This is a genomic window from Pseudomonas sp. RIT-PI-o, assembly GCF_001297215.1.
Lineage (GTDB): Bacteria > Pseudomonadota > Gammaproteobacteria > Pseudomonadales > Pseudomonadaceae > Aquipseudomonas > Aquipseudomonas moraviensis_A.
In genome coordinates, this window is sequence record NZ_LHPA01000011.1 from 388,639 (window position 1) to 404,859 (window position 16,221).

The 16,221-nt window shown below is 61.6% G+C and carries 14 protein-coding genes; 5 read left to right on the top strand and 9 right to left on the bottom strand.

Features of this window, described 5'->3' with window-relative positions:
- Positions 1-5 precede the first annotated feature (5 nt).
- Positions 6-3,848, bottom strand: a complete 3,843-nt coding sequence (locus AEQ63_RS04335) for an autotransporter outer membrane beta-barrel domain-containing protein (protein WP_064361909.1) — start codon at positions 3,846-3,848, stop codon at positions 6-8.
- 252 nt (positions 3,849-4,100) lie between these two features.
- On the opposite strand from AEQ63_RS04335, the gene AEQ63_RS04340 reads away from it, so the two are divergent.
- Both AEQ63_RS04340 and AEQ63_RS04345 read left to right on the top strand, forming a co-directional pair.
- Entirely contained in the window at positions 4,101-4,316 is a 216-nt protein-coding gene (locus tag AEQ63_RS04340; RefSeq protein ID WP_042609659.1) for a PLD nuclease N-terminal domain-containing protein, read from the top strand.
- Between the two features lie 257 nt (positions 4,317-4,573).
- Positions 4,574-5,050, top strand: coding sequence for a hemerythrin domain-containing protein (locus tag AEQ63_RS04345; RefSeq protein WP_064361910.1), 477 nt, complete (start codon positions 4,574-4,576; stop codon positions 5,048-5,050).
- Between the two features lie 205 nt (positions 5,051-5,255).
- Here the strand turns inward: AEQ63_RS04345 and AEQ63_RS04350 are convergent, their stop codons facing one another.
- From AEQ63_RS04350 to AEQ63_RS04360, 3 genes are all read right to left on the bottom strand, one after another.
- The gene (locus AEQ63_RS04350) at positions 5,256-6,182 is read right to left on the bottom strand and encodes a LysR family transcriptional regulator (protein ID WP_064361911.1); all 927 of its coding nucleotides are present in this window, start codon (positions 6,180-6,182) and stop codon (positions 5,256-5,258) included.
- Positions 6,179-7,153, bottom strand: coding sequence for a quinone oxidoreductase family protein (locus AEQ63_RS04355; RefSeq protein WP_064361912.1), 975 nt, complete (start codon positions 7,151-7,153; stop codon positions 6,179-6,181). Before AEQ63_RS04355 ends, AEQ63_RS04350 begins: the two co-directional genes overlap by 4 nt.
- 152 nt (positions 7,154-7,305) lie before the next feature.
- Positions 7,306-7,806: an anti-virulence regulator CigR family protein gene (locus AEQ63_RS04360; RefSeq protein ID WP_064361913.1), complete on the bottom strand. Its 501-nt coding sequence runs from the start codon at positions 7,804-7,806 to the stop codon at positions 7,306-7,308.
- Between the two features lie 127 nt (positions 7,807-7,933).
- Between AEQ63_RS04360 and AEQ63_RS27055 the strand changes: the two genes are divergently transcribed.
- Positions 7,934-8,092, top strand: coding sequence for a DUF2986 domain-containing protein (locus tag AEQ63_RS27055; protein ID WP_082367714.1), 159 nt, complete (start codon positions 7,934-7,936; stop codon positions 8,090-8,092).
- 1 nt (position 8,093) lies between these two features.
- Here the strand turns inward: AEQ63_RS27055 and AEQ63_RS04365 are convergent, their stop codons facing one another.
- Complete coding sequence (locus tag AEQ63_RS04365; RefSeq protein WP_064361914.1) at positions 8,094-9,305, bottom strand: MFS transporter; 1,212 nt, start codon at positions 9,303-9,305, stop codon at positions 8,094-8,096.
- A gap of 131 nt (positions 9,306-9,436) precedes the next feature.
- On the opposite strand from AEQ63_RS04365, the gene AEQ63_RS04370 reads away from it, so the two are divergent.
- Positions 9,437-10,339 carry a LysR family transcriptional regulator gene (locus tag AEQ63_RS04370; RefSeq protein WP_064361915.1) on the top strand — a complete coding sequence of 301 codons (903 nt, stop codon included), beginning with the start codon at positions 9,437-9,439 and terminating at the stop codon, positions 10,337-10,339.
- Positions 10,340-10,825: 486 nt separating this feature from the next.
- Here the strand turns inward: AEQ63_RS04370 and AEQ63_RS04375 are convergent, their stop codons facing one another.
- The 3 genes from AEQ63_RS04375 to AEQ63_RS04385 are packed head-to-tail and all read right to left on the bottom strand — an operon-like array spanning position 10,826 to position 12,713.
- Complete coding sequence (locus AEQ63_RS04375) at positions 10,826-11,638, bottom strand: DUF3618 domain-containing protein (RefSeq protein ID WP_064361916.1); 813 nt, start codon at positions 11,636-11,638, stop codon at positions 10,826-10,828.
- Positions 11,635-12,063 (bottom strand): phage holin family protein, encoded by a 429-nt coding sequence (locus AEQ63_RS04380; protein ID WP_042609651.1) that lies wholly within the window; start codon positions 12,061-12,063, stop codon positions 11,635-11,637. The genes AEQ63_RS04375 and AEQ63_RS04380 overlap by 4 nt, the downstream gene beginning before the upstream one ends.
- Complete coding sequence (locus tag AEQ63_RS04385; protein WP_064361917.1) at positions 12,063-12,713, bottom strand: hypothetical protein; 651 nt, start codon at positions 12,711-12,713, stop codon at positions 12,063-12,065. The genes AEQ63_RS04380 and AEQ63_RS04385 overlap by 1 nt, the downstream gene beginning before the upstream one ends.
- Before the next feature lie 298 nt (positions 12,714-13,011).
- Between AEQ63_RS04385 and AEQ63_RS04390 the strand changes: the two genes are divergently transcribed.
- A complete protein-coding gene (locus AEQ63_RS04390; protein ID WP_042609649.1) occupies positions 13,012-14,868 on the top strand; it encodes an ABC transporter ATP-binding protein in 1,857 nt (618 codons plus the stop codon).
- A gap of 39 nt (positions 14,869-14,907) precedes the next feature.
- Here the strand turns inward: AEQ63_RS04390 and AEQ63_RS04395 are convergent, their stop codons facing one another.
- Complete coding sequence (locus tag AEQ63_RS04395; RefSeq protein WP_064361918.1) at positions 14,908-16,053, bottom strand: sensor histidine kinase; 1,146 nt, start codon at positions 16,051-16,053, stop codon at positions 14,908-14,910.
- Positions 16,054-16,221: the final 168 nt, after the last annotated feature.

Below are 16,221 nucleotides of genomic sequence, written 5' to 3' on the forward strand. Positions count from 1 at the left end.
GGCACTCAGAAATTTATTTTGAAACCCAGCATTGCGTCATAGCCATGGCTGTCGCCATCAAAGCCCTGCCGATAACCGGCGGACGCGGTCAATGTAGTGCGTTGGTTGGCCTGATAATCGACCCCGAGATTGACCTCGCCCCACGTGCCCTGAATGTCCGACTCGAACGGGATGTAACCCGACTCAGAGGAAAATTCAGTCTTCGGCTGGCCTTTGAATTCATGCCAGACGCTGGGCCGAATCCACGCGTTGGTGCGCCGTGCGGTTTTGTCGACGCCCTCGGTTTCCCAGTCCCTGGCGATGCGCACGCCGGCGCGGCCAACCAGCGAATCGACGTCCTTGAAACGCACCTTGGCGCCGGCGTCGTCGCTGCTGTCCAGGTCGACGTAGCTGTAGATAGCCTGCAATTGCGGCTCGACATACCAGTTTTTATCGAACTCATAGGGATAGCCGTTTTCCAGCGAGGCGGTGTAGCCCCAGCCACGGGTTTTCAGTTTTTCCAGGTCATTGGGCTTGGCTTCGATGTCGAAGCGATTGACCTGCACCACGCCGTCCAGATACCAGCCGGACGGGCCGAAGTGCGTCCAGTAGGCGCCGACACCGTAGGCACGCAGCGTGTCTTCGCCGGCGGCGCGGCGCGTGTAATGGCTGACGCCGGCATTGATGGTGCCCGCCGACAGCGACAGGCCCGCCTGTTCGTGACTGCCATCGGCGCGGACTTTGCGATAGAGGTCGGTGCCGACCTGGAATGCGGTCAGGTCGTAGTTGTATTCCGGGGTATTGCCCAAGGCGTTTTTGCGATCGCCGTCCTGTTTGCCGCTGCGATAAATCACCCGGCCCCAGCCCATCGATGGCGCCAACGTCGACTCATCTTGTTTGGGCAACGGCTCGCCACGGTTCAGGCGTTCTTCGCCAACCCGTTCGTGAAGTGTGTCGACCATGGTCCGGCCGTAAACCAGCGCCAGCGCGGGCACGGCGCCGTAGAGCGACACCTCGGGCCGATAATTGGGTACCGGCGCCGGGCCGGGATCGGGGGCTGGATCAGGGCCCGGGCCGGGTGGACCGGGTGGAGCCGGCGGGCTCGGCGGTGTCAGCGCATCCGAACGCAAGAACCAGGTATCCCGGGCGCTGCCATCCTCGGCGCCTTGTTGCAGACGATATTCATACGGCCCGGCGACCACACGGCGGGCGAGGCGGAAGGCGTTGGCGTCGCTCGCGGCTTCGGTTTTATTCAGCAACTCGACCACAGCAATGCCATTGCCCTGGGTCAGATCGCCCTGCCCACCGACATTGCGCACGACGACACCGGTGGCGCCGCCGCTGGCGGTTGCCGTCGAGTCCACCACCAGCAAGTCGGACAGGCTATTGGTTCCGCCGCCGTTGAGCGTGGTGTTGAGCAGCACCCGCCCGCCGTTCGAGACAAATACCCCGCCGCCATCGGTGCCAGCGCTGTCGGCGCCACTGATCAGCAAGACATTGCCGACCGTGCTGCCGCCCGCCGCCAGATCCAGCGTGCCGCTGTTGCTGAAACGACTGACGCCGAGTATCTGCCCCTGCACGGCGCCGCCCGGTGTCGGCGCGTTGGCGCTTTGCCCCAACGGCAGATAAGCGCCGCTGCTGCTGAAGTTGACGATGCCGCTGGCCGGTTGCGCCGCCAGTTGAATCAGGCCGCTGTTGTCGATGCTGCTGGAGCCGGCCGTGCCGAGGTTGCTTATGGCGACGTTCCAGCTGTCGCGAATGCCGCTGCCAGTGCTGTCGAAGAAGTCGCGCAGAATCCATGTGCCGCTGTTGGCGATTGTGCTACTGGCGCTGACGGCACTCACTGAGCCGGTGATCTGCCCGGTGTTGTTCAACGCGAAGGTGCTGCCCGGCGTGGTCGCATCGGCGCGCACCGCCGAATCGCTGAGTGCACCGATGGCTCCGGCGTTGGTCAGGGTTTGCGTGGCGCCGCCCAGGGCAACCCCGCTGCTGTCGGCCCAGCCACCTTGCAGGCTCGCACTGTTGCTGACGCTGACGTTGCCGCCCTCGGTCAGCGCATCAATGGCCGAGGAGCCGGTCCCGCGTGCGCTGATCGCGCCGCTGTTGCTCACCGTCACATCCGCCGCGCCGCTGGCCTGGGCGACAATGCCCTGACTGTTGCTGGCCCCGAGCGTCTGGATCGCCCCGGTGTTGACGATGTTCTGTGCGCCACTGACCGACAGCGTGCGAACGCCACGCTGCTGATCGCCACGCGCGACCAGTTCACCGCTGTTGCTGATATTGATCGTGCCGAGGCCGCTGCCGCCGTTGAAGGCGTTACCGGCCAGCAGCGCCGCGCCCGCGCCGTTGACGTCGATCAGCGGGCCGGTGAAGCGGATGCCGACATCGCCGCCGAGGGTCAGCGCTTGGATCCCGAACGCACCGATACCGCTGCCATCGCCTGCTCCGGCGTCCGAATGGGTGATGATCGTGCCGCCAGCATCGACGTTCACCGTGCCGGTGGGTAACTGCGTCGAAGCGTAGATGCCGTTGCCATTGCTGTGCAGGGTTTCGATGCGATCGCCGCGATAGTTGACCTGAACGTTGCCACCGGTCGAGTCCACACGGATGCCGCCGGCGCCGAAGCCGCTGGCAAACAGGTCGCCGGAATAATCGATCAGAACGTTATTGCGCTCGGCACTGACGAGGATTGCGTAGGCGCGGGTGGTGTCGGGGCTACCGAAGACATTGATGTTGCCGCTGCCGGTGACGCTGGCATCGCCGGTTCCGCGCTTGATGATGTAGATCGCCCGCGAGCCGGCGGTATTGGCGGTGCTGCCAACGTTGAGTTCGGCGTTGTTTTCGATACTGATCGAACCGGTCGCGCCGACGTTGTCATTGGCGTAGATGCCGTGAGCAGCGCCACCGGTGGTGGTGATTGCGCCGTTATTGACGATGGCGATGCTGCCGACTGTCGAGAACGAACGAATGCCGAATCCGTTCAAGCCATTGGTGCTGATCGTCCCGTTATTCGTCAGGCTGGTGTTGCCGCTGCCGCCCTCGGTGAAGATCCCGAAAGCGTTCATGCCGACACTCTGCACGTTGGCCGCGCTGACCACGGTAGTGTTGCCACTGACTGCGCGGGTGTGCACGCCGGCGTGGTTGCCGATGCCAGCGGTCGGCAAGGTTTCATCACCGATCGGCGGCCCGGCGGAGAGCGCATCGTCGTTGTTGACCAGAATGCTCACCCCGGCGCCGACATTGACGTTGGTCGCGCCGCTGCCAGTGGCCTTGGTCCAGATGCCGTTGCCACCGAGCAAGGTGATCTGACCGCTGCCCTGATGGTTGAGGTTGATCACCCCGCCGCCGCTGCCATTGATGTCGATGCCGTCGTGCTCGTTGCCGACCACGGTGTTGAGGATATTCAGGGTGGTGCCAGGGGTGACCGAGAACGTCGACGAACCTGTGCCGGCGTTGGTGATTGCCAGAGCGTCCAGCCCGTTGCCACCGACATTGACCGTATTGGTTCCACCATCGAGCGTCAGGCTGGCATTGCCGCTGCTGCCGATCACGTTGGCGAACACGGCATTGGCCGCCGTCGGCGGTGTGCTGTTGATCGTGGTACCGCTGAGGCTCAGCGTCGAGTTGGCGTTGTTGCCTCTGCTCAACAGCGAAGAACCAGCGGTGGTGGTTATGGTCGTGCCGGGTTGGGTGGCGATGGACGCGTCGACACCGGCAGCGGGAAGGCAGGTTTGCGAAACGCTATAAGCCCCGGCCGCCAGTGGCCCGCAAGCGGCCTGTGCGTCACTCAACAGCAGGGCATTGGCCATGCCGACCAGCAAGGCGCTGCGCATGAGGCGCGGGGTGCCATGCCCATGAATACCGTCCATTGAAAACCTCCCTGTCTCACGCTGAATGCCTGCGTAAACTGTGGGAGCGAGCCTGCTCGCGAAAGCGGTGTGCCAGTTTCAAATGATGGCGCCTGACACTGCGTTTTCGCGAGCAGGCTCGCTCCCACAGGAACGTGCGGTGTCCGCGCTAACAACTCTAGTCGGTATTTTCAGGCGAGCGCCGCCGGGCAAAAAGAATGAACCCAACGCCCCTCTCGTCGCCTAACGCACAGACCATCAGGAGTTAAGCCTATGCAAATCGAAACCGTGTGGATCGTGTTGGCGGTCATTCTCGTGCTGATCGAGCTTTGGGCCATCAACCGGGTGCGCAAAAGCCAGGGGAAATCCAGTAGTAAAGGCGTGTGGATCGTGCTGATCGTGTTCGTGCCGCTGTTCGGCCTGATCGCCTGGGCACTGGCGGGACCCAAGCATGTCGGGCGGATTTCGCCTTCACAGGCCAACCGCTGAAGCACGAGCGCAGGCCTGTCTCAAGCATCATCCACAGCCCGGCATTTGCCGGGCTTGTTATATGCAATGTCCGCCGAGCGGATATCTTGCAGGCTGCACGAAGGCGTTCTGCCTGCTTCTGCGCCAGCCCTTGATTTACACGGGTTGCGCTTTATCGCCGAGTTGGCATGAGTCCTGCGATAGCCTCTTACTGAATACACAGCAGCGCAAAAAAAAGAACGCTGTGTTCAATCCGTGAAAAGCAGAGGCGACAAAAAATGAATGCCATCGACCTTCTCAAAGCCGACCATGAAAAAGTCAAAGCCATCCTCAGCCAACTGAGTGAATCCACCGACCGTGCGCTGAAAAAACGCGCCGAGTTGCTGGGCAAACTGGAAATGGAAATCACCATCCATACTCGCCTGGAAGAGGAAATCCTGTATCCCGCGTTCAAGGAAGCCGGCAGCAAGGAAGAAGACATCATGTACTACGAAGCCAAGGAAGAGCACCGCACCGTGGATTCGCTGGTGCTGCCTGATCTGAAAGAGACGGATCCAGGCACCCCGGAATTTGCCGGCCGGGTCAAAGTGGTCAAGGAACTGCTGGAACACCACATCAAAGAGGAAGAAGAAGAGATGTTCCCCAAAGCGCAGAAGCTGCTGGGCAAGGCCAAGCTCGAGGAACTGGGCGCACAAATGGAAGCCATGAAGGCGAGCCACAAAAAGCAAATGGCGGCCAACAACATCGCCGCGTAAAGCGCTGAAGTTACCGAGGCCCGGCAGCAATGCCGGGCTTTTTTCTGTGCCGCCTACACTGGATTTCCTATATAGGCGCAATCCCTGTAGGAGTGAGCCTGCTCGCGATAGCGTCAGGTCAGCCAGAGCATCTATGACTGACACTCCGCTTTCGCGAGCAGGCTCACTCCTACAGGGACGGGGGTGGCGCTGAAGGCTGGGGTGTTCAAACGGCCCAAGGTGGCGCCGGATCGAATTTCGCTTCGATCCATTCCTTGAACGCCACCACTGCCGCCGCTGGAAACCGCGATGAAGGTCTGACCAGATAGACCCCTCCCGCCGAATCCAGCTGCCAGTCGGGCAGTACCTGGATCAACCGCCCTGCCGCCAGATCGCGGCTCATCAGCCAGTCGCCGGCACCGAGTATGCCGGCGTCGGCGCGGGCGGCGGCGAGGAGGGATTCGCTGTCGCTGGCGGTCAGGTTGCCGCGTGGCGTGATGGTCTGCAGTTCATCGCCGCGATGCAGGCGCCACAACGGGAACGACGCCAGCCCGCTGAAGCGCAGGCAATTGTGCTGCAATAAATCCTGCGGTGTTTGCGGCATGCCGTGCGCCTCGATGTAGGCTGGCGATGCGCAGAGAATCCGGCGATGGTCACTGAGCTTTTTCGCGATCAGCCGATTGTCGTCCAGTTCGCCGATGCGGATGGCCGCGTCGAAGCCTTGCTCAATGATATCGACGAGGCCTTCGCTGTAATCGGCGACCACTGAGACGTGCGGATGGGCCTTGAGAAACTCCGGCAACATCGGCCCCAGCCACAGGCGCCCCATCGCAGCCGGCAAGGCCAGACGCAACGTGCCGCGCACTTCGCTGGCGCCCTGCACCGCTTGTTGCTGCGCCTCGTTCATCAGCTCGACGGCTGCGCGCAGGCGTTGTTCGAGTTGCAGGCCGGGCTCGGTGATGCGCACGTGTCGCGTCGAGCGCTCGACCAGCCGCACACCCAGACGTTTTTCCATCGCAGCAAGGCGCTTGGAAACGATGGTCGGATGGCGCTGCAACAAACGCCCCGCCGCGACGAACGAGCCTTGTGCGGCGACGGCGAGAAAGGCAGCGATCTCATCGCTGTGCGGATTGCTCAGAACATCCAGATTCATGGTTTTAGAATGATCGCCCCTGATGACCGCCCCGACTCCAGATCGGCATGCGCTTGTGCCGCGTCGGCCAGTGGATAACGCGCACGGATCTGCGGCGTGATGATACTGGCAGCAACAGCGGCCAACACATCTTGCGCACGTTCCTGGTATTCGGCTGTTGTAGCGGTATGCGCTGCCAGCGATGGACGGGTTAGGAACAGCGAGCCCTTGGCATTCAGGGTGGCGATTTCCACCGCTGCCGGCGCGCCGGTCTGCGCGCCAAACGAGACCATCAGCCCACGTGGACGCAAGCTGTCCAGCGACGCCTGAAAAGACACCCGGCCAATCGGGTCATACACCACGTCGACCTTGCGCCCCTCGGTGATACGCATCACATCGGCGGCGAGGGTCTCGGCATTGAACACCAGCACTTCGTCACAGCCCGACGCGCGAGCCTTGTCGACACTGGCCTGTTTCGACACCACACCGATCACCGTCGCGCCAAGGTGTTTGGCCCACGGCACCATGATTTCCCCCAGACCACCTGCGACGCCATAAAGCAACATTGTCGTGCCCGGCCCGACCGGGTAAGTCGCTTTCAGCAGGTATTGCGCGGTGATGCCCTTGAACAGCACCGCTGCCGCGTCTTCGAACGACAGTTCATCGGGGATTTTCACCAGACGCTCCGCCGGAAACAGCCGCGCCGAGGCGTAGCCGCCCAAAGGACCGGTAGCATAAGCGACCCGATCACCGACCCGCACATTGCTCACGCCGGCGCCGACAGCCGCGACCCGCCCCGCGCCCTCCAGACCCAGCCCCGACGGCAATGCCACCGGCACCGCGCCTTTGCGTTGGCTGACATCGAGGTAATTGACGCCCACCGCCTCTTGCTCCAGCCAGACTTCGCCAGGCCCGGGGGGTTGCTCGCTGACCGTTTGCAGTTGCAGGACGTCCGGAGCGCCAGTTTCGGTGAAGCGGATTGCGTTGACCATGTTCATCTCCGTCCAGTCATTAACCGTTGAGCTCACTGTGAAAGCTTAGGTTCAGATGAACAAGCCGGGTTGGATGCAGTTCATTGCTGCACATCATGCAGCTATCCGATCATAAAAAAGGAGCGGCACTGATGCCACTCCCCATGGAAACGCTAATCGAACGCGCCGTTGAGCACCTCGTAGATCAACCCGGTGGCCAGCGCAACGAGGATCAGGTCGGTGCCCACCTGTTGCCATTCGTAGCCGTCATAGTGAGGCAAATGGCCAAGCAGGCGCCCGTCCAGCTTCTTGGCAATACCCGGTGGCAGCGGCTTGCCACGCGCCAGATTCTTTTGAATGCCCGGCGGCAGCGGCGGCCCCGGATTCCAGTATTCGCCGCGATAGCCGCCGACGATGCCGAGAATATTGCCGCGATCAACGCTCGGCCCGCCGCCGCGATTGCCGGAGGATGGCTGGCCTTTGTTGCCATTGCCCTGAGCGCCCCCACCCGGTTTCCCGTGATCCTGCATGTTCTGCGGCTTACCCTTGCCATTGCCCTGGCCACCTTGACCACCCTGGCCCTTGCCATTGCCGGGGTCGGCCAGTGCAGTCGTGCTGCCCACCACCAGCGCGAGGCAGGACAATGCGGCGATCAATCTGCGAGCTTTTCTCATGGACGGTTCCTTCGGTTCGCGCGGCTTTTGGTTCTGAAGCAATGTGCTCAGCTTAGTGGATTTCCCCTTGCTGACCACTCGGCCTTGCGTCAGGATTCCCGTCCTTTCCACCCGCGATCGAAAATTCATGAATCGTCAAAAGAAGCTGCAGCAGTTGTTCAAGGAAAAGGCCAAAAAGGCCAACGCCAAACTGGCGCCGAAAAAGCCCAAGTACATCTGCAAGGCTGATCGCCTGAAGCTGGAAGCCGAAGCCGCGCAGGCGCAGGTCGAGAACGTCGAAAGCTGAGTCAGGCTTTCTGCCGCGACGTCAGCCACGTCATCAGCGCCGCCAGCACCAGCAATGCCGCGCTGGCGAAGAAGGTCAGCCGATAGCCGCTGCCGTCGAACAGCAGACCACCAACGGTCGACCCCGAAGCGATCGACAACTGCACCACCGCCACCATCAGCCCCCCGCCCGCTTCGGCATCGTCGGGCAGCGTGCGCGCCAGCCACGACCACCAGCCGACCGGCGCGGCGGTCGCGATCAATCCCCACAAGCCCAGCAACACGAAGGCCGCGACCAGCGAACTACCCAGCCCGATCAGCGCCACGGCGATCACCGCCATCAACAGTGGGATGGCGATCAGCACGCGATACAGGCCTTTGTTCAGCACCGAACCGATGACCACGGTGCCGATGAACCCGGCCACACCAATGACCAGCAAAATCATCGACAGCACTGAAACGTCGACCCGGGTCACGGTTTCGAGAAACGGCCGCAGGTAAGTGAACAGAACGAACTGGCCCATGAAGAACAGACCTGCGCCGAGCATGCCGAAGGCCACCCGGCGGCTTTTGAACAACGCGAAGACATTGCCCGCGCTGGCTTTGCGTGGCGCGGCAGGGAGCGCAGGCAAGCTGATCCACTGCCAGAGCAGCGCAATGAGCGCCACCGGTATCAGGCAGAAAAACGCCCCGCGCCAGCCAATCACGCTACCGAGATAACTGCCCAACGGCGCCGCCACGACGGTCGCCAGGGCGTTGCCGCTGTTAAAAATCGCCAGTGCCTTGGGCACGCTGGCGGACGGCACCAGACGCATGGCCAGCGCCGCCGACATCGACCAGAAGCCGCCAATGACCACGCCGATCAATGCGCGACCGATCATGTACACCGTGTAGTTGGGCGCCAGTCCGACCACTAGCCCGGACGCGCACATCAGCGCCGTCAACAGCAGCAACAGATTTTTGCGATCCATCGAACCAGCGAGCCTGGCGATCGTCAGGCTGGTCAGCACCGCGAACGCGCCGGAGATGGCGATGCCGTAGCCGGCTAGGCCTTCGCTGATGTGCAGGTCCGTCGCCATCGGCGTGAGCAGACTGACCGGCATGAACTCGGAAGCGATCAGCGCGAAGACACACAACGTCATCGCGAAAACGCCGCTCCAGTAAGCCGGTTGCTCGCCAGCGGTGGAGGCGTCCATGGACTGGGCTGTCGGGTTATCGATTACTTGGGCCGTCATGCAGAACCTGTTTTGGAAAAGACTTGATCGGAGCAATTTTTGCCCCGCTACTCAGGCTGCAAAGCTTGACGGATTGCGGTTAACTTGATTAGTAGCGGTAATCTTCATGTGCTTTTGAGATAAATTCAGCAATGAGTAACGCAAAAATCAACGACCTGCAGGCCTTTCTGGCGGTGGCGCAGGAGCAGAGCTTCACCAAAGCCGCCGCCCGTCTCGGCGTCACGCCGTCTGCGTTGAGCCATACCGTCCGCGCGCTGGAGCAGCGCTTGGGTATTCGCCTGCTGGCCCGGACCACGCGCAATGTTTCGCCGACCGAAGCGGGTGAGCGCCTGATGCGATCGATTGCGCCGCTGTTCGAGCAGATCAGCGCCGAACTCGAGGCCTTGGGCGAATTGCGCGACAAGCCCAGCGGCACGCTGCGGATTTCTTGCACGGACGATCAGATTGAATTGTGCATTCGGCCGATGCTCGCCGGGTTCCTGAAGGACTACCCGGACATCACGCTGGAGTTCTACGTCGATTACGGATTCACCAATGTGGTCAAGGAGCGCTTCGACGCCGGGATTCGTCTCGGTGAATCGATCAGCAAAGACATGATCGCGGTGCGCATCGGCCCGGACTGGCGCCTGGCGGTGGTCGCCGCGCCCGATTACTTCGCGCGCCACCCGGCACCCGTCACGCCGCATCAGTTGATGGAGCACACCTGCATCAACATCCGCCATCAACCGGCCGGCGCGATTTACGCCTGGGAGTTTGCGCACAAGGGCCAGGATTTCAGCGTCAAGGTCGACGGGCAATTGGTGTTCAACAGCATCATGCATGTACTCAATGCCGCCGTGGATGGCATCGGCGTGGCGTACGTGCCCGAGCAATTGGTCGCACCGTATCTGGCGGACGGCCGATTGGTGGAAGTCCTGGAAGAGTGGTGCCCGACGTTTCAGGGTTACCACCTGTATTACCCGAACCGGCGCCAGGGCTCGGCAGCGTTCGCAGCGTTTGTCGAAGCACTGAAGCTGAACACCGCTCCCCTGTAGGAGTGAGCCTGCTCGCGATTGCGTCCGGTCAGACAACCCTGCATCGCCTGACACGCTGCTATCGCGAGCAGGCTCACTCCTACAAGGATCGGGGCAGATCGATAATCCTCTTCGCCACTCTTACCCCTGTGGGAGCGAGCCTGCTCGCGAAGAGGCCAGATCAGATACATCCACGTTGAATGACACACCGCTATCGCGAGCAGGCTCGCTCCCACAAGGATCGGGGCAGATCGACCATCTTCTTCGCCACTCATCCCCCTGTAGGAGTGAGCCTGCTCGCGATTGCGTCCGGTCAGACAACCCTGCATCGCCTGACACGCTGCTATCGCGAGCAGGCTCACTCCTACAAGGATCGGGGCAGATCGACAATCTTCTTCGCCACTCATACCCCTGTAGGAGTGAGCCTGCTCGCGATAGCGCCGTACCGAATCACCGCCGCCCAACAAAAAGGGAGGCCTGTTACAGGCCTCCCTTGGTCTTTCACCTTCAGGATGTACCCAGCCCCTGCGACAGATCCGAGGACGACGGCCGCGCCGGATCCGGTCTGGTTTCACCCTCGGTCTGCTCGGTGGTCCGGGTCACCGTGTCGCGCACCGCTTCATAACCTTCCTGCGCTTTCTGCTTGGCCTTGTCGACCATGCCGGCGCTGGTGCGGCCCATGTAGCGCTGCTCAGTGGAGGTGGTCGGCAACGCCGCGCCGAGCAACGCACCGAGCGCGACTCCAGCGGCAGCCACCATCAGCGGTTGCTCTTTGAGCAGGTGACTGAACTGTTGGCCGAGCACTTGCGAATTGCGCGACAAGCGGTCACTGGCGTCATGCATCGCATGGCTCAGATTTTCCTTGGCTGCACCGACATTTTCACCGAGGTGGCTGGCCTTGCCTTTCAGCGTCTGGTACCCGTCCTTCAGCGAGTCGGTGGTCGAGTGCAGATGCGCGCGCGCACTGTCGACGCCGTCGGCCAAACCATCGGCCCACTCGCCGGCCTTGTCCTGATCCGGTCCGCTGCGATAGGTCGGTTGCGGCACGGGCGGGCGATTCTGGCTGATCATCAGCCAGAGCAGGCCCACCGATGTCAGCACCGCCGGCACCGGGTTATTGCGCACGCTGGTGCCGAGGTTGGTGAAGAACGTCGAGCCATTGCTCTGCATCATCCCCCAGGCCTGATCAATCATCTGCCCGGGGGTGAATTTGCTCTCCAGTTGATCGACGATATTGCCGATGCTCGCGCGTTGCGCATCGATTTCGCGCTCGATCTGTTCCGGGCTTTTTTCCGCTTCGATATCCAGTTCGCTTTTCATGAGACTTTCCTCCGCAGCGCTTCCTGATCCTTGTTCAAGGCGTCGAGGGTGCGATCAGGTTTGAAGTGAGACGGCTCGAATTGCTTTTTCCCGGATTGCAGCATGGCGAAGCCGATGATCATTACCACCACGCCAACGATCAACGCGGCCAGCCACGGCGCCATGAACAGGCTCAAGCCATAGACCGCCGACATCAGCAGAATGATGAAGCCGGCGAGGAACACAATCGCACCGCCGGCCACCGCGCCGATGCCAGCCTTCAGCGTGCTGAGGCTGTTGTGCAATTCGGCTTTGGCCAGCGCCAATTCCTTGGTGAACAACGCCGGTACTTCGCGGGACAGCTGCCGCAACAAGCCCACCACCGAAGCATCATCCGTTTGGCCGAGGGGCCTTGCCCCGCTCAGATCAGATTCATCTCTGTTCATCACAGTTCTCCTTTGGCGTCGGGTGCATGCGGTACGGAAGCCGCTGCGAAATCAGAGGGGTGATCATGCTCATTAGGTGAGGTGGGAGTGATGCCAGTGGCCAGTCCCGGATTGGTTGGGGACGAGGACGGCACTGACGATTCATAGGGTCGCTGCGCACCGTAATCGCCTGATGGTGGCGTCGAAGTCGTGCCTGCCGCTGGATCGTGTTCGGCGCTGACAGTTGCCGCCGCAGCCGTGCCTGCCTTGAGAAACCGCGACAGGCCGAAACCGATGGCAATGCTGCCGGCGATAAACAGGCCCGGATTGTTGCGCGCCAGATCCGCCGCATCGTGCAGCAACTGTTCGGCACTCTTGCCGCGCAGATTGTCCGCCAGCCCGGTCATGGATTCCGCCATGTCGTTGATGTAATCGGACATGCCTAACGTGTCTTTGTCCTGCAGTTCCGAAACGAAGCTTTTCGCGCCTTGCGCCAACGCTTCGATCTGCTCGGCCGCCGTGTCGCGATACTGACCGAATTGCGCATCGGCCTGTTCGCGCGCGCCGCCCAATGCTTCGCTGACGTTGTCTTTCAGATGATCGAAACCTTGCTCAGGCTTGCCGTTTGGATCACCTGATTCATACCCTGCCCTGCTGTCTGACGTATTCATGTCGCCCCTCGCCTTCTCACTGAAAACGCAAAAACGGGACTACACGGCAACAATGCCTCGAGCCCCCACATAGATGAGGACGGAGCGGCTTGCGCGAGAGTTCAAAGAGGTTGATGAGCGTGCAACGTATGGCCGGGATCACCGACGAAAGGTTGCGCCTTGAGAGATTGCGTTGAGCTTCTGCGCCTGTCTGCGGTCAAGACATGGCACGGGGGTTCATCCTGATCACGCCAGTGAAACCCGCAACGCCGCCGATAGATGGCAGAATCCCCCTACCCTGATCACTTCGGAGACCGCAATGCTTCGCCTGTTCGAACAAAGGCTCGACCCTTTCCCACCCGATGAGGCGCCGCCACCGCCAGTCGGCCTCATGCGATTCCTGTGGGCCTGCACCCGAGGCGCACGCGGTTACATCCTTGCCTTTGCGTTGCTCAGCGCCAGCGTGTCGATCTACGAGGCGTGGCTGTTTTCCTTCCTCGGGCAAGTGGTGGATCTGCTTTCGACCTGGCAATCCGGGGGCGCCGCCGGTGCCGAGGAAAGCCGCGTATTGTGGGGCATCGGCATTGTGCTGGTGGTCAGCATTGGCCTGGTGGCGCTGCGCACCATGGTCCAGCACCAGATCCTCGCGATCAATCTGCCGCTGCGGCTGCGCTGGGACTTCCATCGGCTGATGCTGCGGCAAAGCCTGTCGTTCTTCTCCGATGAATTCTCCGGCCGGGTCACCACCAAAGTCATGCAAACCGCGTTGTCGGTGCGTGAAGTGCTGTTCACCCTGATCGAAATCCTCCCCGGCATCGGCGTCTACTTCATCGCCATCATTGCGCTGGCCGGTGGCTTTGCGCTGAAGCTGATGCTGCCGTTTCTGGCGTGGATCGTTCTGTTCGGGCTGGCAATGGTGTATTTCGTCCCGCGTCTGGGCAAGGTCGGCCAGGAGCAGGCCGATGCACGCTCGTCGATGACCGGACGGATTGCCGACGCCTACACCAACATCACCACGGTCAAACTGTTCTCGCACTCCAAGCGTGAGGCGCATTTTGCTCGCGCGGCGATGGAAGATTTCAAGCTCACCGGCTTCCGCCAGATGCGTCTGGTCAGCCAGTTCGAAATCGTCAACCAGGCGCTGGTGGTCGCGCTGATTCTCGGTGCCGGTGGTTATGCGTTGTGGCTGTGGCATCAGGGCGAGGTCGGCACCGGTGCTGTTGCGGCGATCACTGCGATGGCGTTGCGCATCAATGGCATGTCGCACTGGATCATGTGGCAGATGACCTCACTGTTCGAAAACATCGGCACCGTGCAGGACGGCATGGCGACCCTGACCAGTGGCCCGAAAGTCCAGGACGCGCCGGATGCCAAAGTGCTGGAGCCGGCCGGCGGCGAAGTGGTTTTCGACAATGTCAGCTTCAATTACAACGGCGAGCGCCAGGTGCTCGACGGCCTGACGCTGCACATTCGCCCCGGCGAAAAAATCGGCCTGGTTGGCCGCTCCGGTGCGGGCAAGTCGACGCTGATCAACCTGCTGCTGCGTTTCTATGACGTCGATCGCGGCGAGATTCGCATCGATGGGCAGAACATCGCCAAGGTCACGCAGGACAGCCTGCGCAGTGTGATCGGCATGGTCACTCAGGATACGTCGCTGCTGCACCGCTCGATTCGCGACAACATCGCCTACGGTCGACCGGACGCCACCGACGCGGACATCCACCGCGCCGCGGTGAACGCCCAGGCCGATGGTTTCATCAGCCAGTTGAGCGACAAGCAGGGCCACAGCGGCTACGACACGCTGGTCGGCGAACGCGGCATCAAACTCTCCGGCGGCCAGCGCCAACGCATCGCCATCGCCCGGGTGATGCTGAAGAACGCGCCGATCCTGCTGCTCGACGAAGCCACCAGCGCGCTGGATTCCGAAGTCGAAGTGGCGATCCAGGAAAGCCTCGACGAAATGATGCAGGGCAAAACCGTGATCGCCATCGCCCACCGCTTGTCGACCATCGCGGCAATGGACCGCCTGATCGTCATGGACGAAGGCCGCATCATCGAACAAGGCACCCACGCGCAATTGCTTGAGAAGAACGGCACCTACGCGCGGCTGTGGCAGCACCAGAGCGGCGGGTTCCTCGGTGAGGATCGCGGTTTGGTTGAGGTGATGGAGGAGTAATCAGGCTGGAGGGCCGGAGCCGGCCCTTCATCGATTCGCCTACAGGGTGAAGAGGCTGTCGGCATCCACCGGAAGCTTGACGCAAAATACGGTTCCGCCTGGCAGATCAGAGCTCACCTCAATGGAGCCGGCATGCGAGGCGACGATTTCCGAGGCGATAAACAGGCCGAGTCCAAGCCCAGCGACGGGCCCGTGATCCACCACGGAGCGCTGAGAGAAACGCCCCATTGGGTTGAAAATGAACGGCAGTACATCCTCCGGGATCGGCTCACCGCCGTTGTGTACCGTAAAGACCGCACCCTCCTCCAACGCCTGCAACTCGACCGTGACCGGAAACTGATTGTCGCCGTGGGTCACCGCATTGCTGATGATGTTGGAAAAGACCTGTTCCATTCTGGCGCCATCGAACGCTCCCATCACCGGCTGCTTCGCCTCGAACACAACGTTGGCCTGCGGGTGAAAGGCGCGGATTTCCTCGATAACCCGCTCGCACAAGGGGCTGAGATCGATAAGGGCTTTTTTCACCGGAATGCCCGGGCCCATCTGGCACCGCGTGAGATCGAGCAGGTCGCCAACGATCTGAGTGGCGCGCTGCACGCTGGCGTAGATCTGCCGGGCCACTTTGCCGGTATGCGGGTCGGTGGATTCCGTACGGCGCAACCTGTCGGCACCGAGCAGAATCGCCCCCAGCGGCGTGCGCAAGTCGTGGCCGAGAATTCCCAGAAACACATTGCGCGAAGCCTCAACCGCGCGTGAATAGCTGGCAATCGACTCCGCCAGCGCCTGATCGATGGCTTCGTGAAAACGCGTCATGTCGTCGACATTCACCGATTTGCCATCCTTGACCTGACGCAGCCACTGGCTCAGCACACTGGTGCGTAGCGCGCGGTATTCGGAAACCATCTGATCAATGGTGAAACCGGCCATCAATCGCGTCACCGCGTGGGTTTCCGCAGCCGTTTCTTCATCGTCGCGCGGCGCTTGGCCCTGGGCTTTGGCGATTTGTTCGCTCATGGTCTGCTTGGTCCGCAGATCGATGACAATGGCGCGCAACATCTGCTCGGCGTGATCGCGCAGCGCGACGTTATCGAGCTCCACCCCCGGCGTCTCGATGGTGCGGGCGAAATCTTCCCAGGCCTGCAGGATCGGCTCTAGGTTTTCGAGAATGAAATCTGGCAGGCGCATGGCTGTAGTCCATAGAGGAAATCCATCTGCGCCGGCAGGCGAGCCGGCGCAGACAGTGAAAGAACAAACTCAGGAGTACAGAAGGTACGGCTGACCTCGTGCAGCCTACCATCAATGCGGTGGTTCAACGCCGGAGGAAAATCGGCAACAGCCGCTTGTGACGAAAGC

Excerpts from the sequence above, each read along its gene's own strand:
- AEQ63_RS04365 (WP_064361914.1), bottom strand. The coding sequence starts at position 9,305 with ATGACGGCCCAAGTAATCGATAACCCGACAGCCCAGTCCATGGACGCC.
- AEQ63_RS04345 (WP_064361910.1), top strand. The coding sequence starts at position 4,574 with ATGAATGCCATCGACCTTCTCAAAGCCGACCATGAAAAAGTCAAAGCC.
- AEQ63_RS04385 (WP_064361917.1), bottom strand. The coding sequence starts at position 12,713 with ATGAATACGTCAGACAGCAGGGCAGGGTATGAATCAGGTGATCCAAAC.
- AEQ63_RS04360 (WP_064361913.1), bottom strand. The coding sequence starts at position 7,806 with ATGAGAAAAGCTCGCAGATTGATCGCCGCATTGTCCTGCCTCGCGCTG.
- AEQ63_RS04390 (WP_042609649.1), top strand. The coding sequence starts at position 13,012 with ATGCTTCGCCTGTTCGAACAAAGGCTCGACCCTTTCCCACCCGATGAG.
- AEQ63_RS27055 (WP_082367714.1), top strand. The coding sequence starts at position 7,934 with ATGAATCGTCAAAAGAAGCTGCAGCAGTTGTTCAAGGAAAAGGCCAAA.
- AEQ63_RS04355 (WP_064361912.1), bottom strand. The coding sequence starts at position 7,153 with ATGGTCAACGCAATCCGCTTCACCGAAACTGGCGCTCCGGACGTCCTG.
- AEQ63_RS04395 (WP_064361918.1), bottom strand. The coding sequence starts at position 16,053 with ATGCGCCTGCCAGATTTCATTCTCGAAAACCTAGAGCCGATCCTGCAG.
- AEQ63_RS04370 (WP_064361915.1), top strand. The coding sequence starts at position 9,437 with ATGAGTAACGCAAAAATCAACGACCTGCAGGCCTTTCTGGCGGTGGCG.
- AEQ63_RS04380 (WP_042609651.1), bottom strand. The coding sequence starts at position 12,063 with ATGAACAGAGATGAATCTGATCTGAGCGGGGCAAGGCCCCTCGGCCAA.
- AEQ63_RS04335 (WP_064361909.1), bottom strand. The coding sequence starts at position 3,848 with ATGGACGGTATTCATGGGCATGGCACCCCGCGCCTCATGCGCAGCGCC.
- AEQ63_RS04375 (WP_064361916.1), bottom strand. The coding sequence starts at position 11,638 with ATGAAAAGCGAACTGGATATCGAAGCGGAAAAAAGCCCGGAACAGATC.
- AEQ63_RS04340 (WP_042609659.1), top strand. The coding sequence starts at position 4,101 with ATGCAAATCGAAACCGTGTGGATCGTGTTGGCGGTCATTCTCGTGCTG.
- AEQ63_RS04350 (WP_064361911.1), bottom strand. The coding sequence starts at position 6,182 with ATGAATCTGGATGTTCTGAGCAATCCGCACAGCGATGAGATCGCTGCC.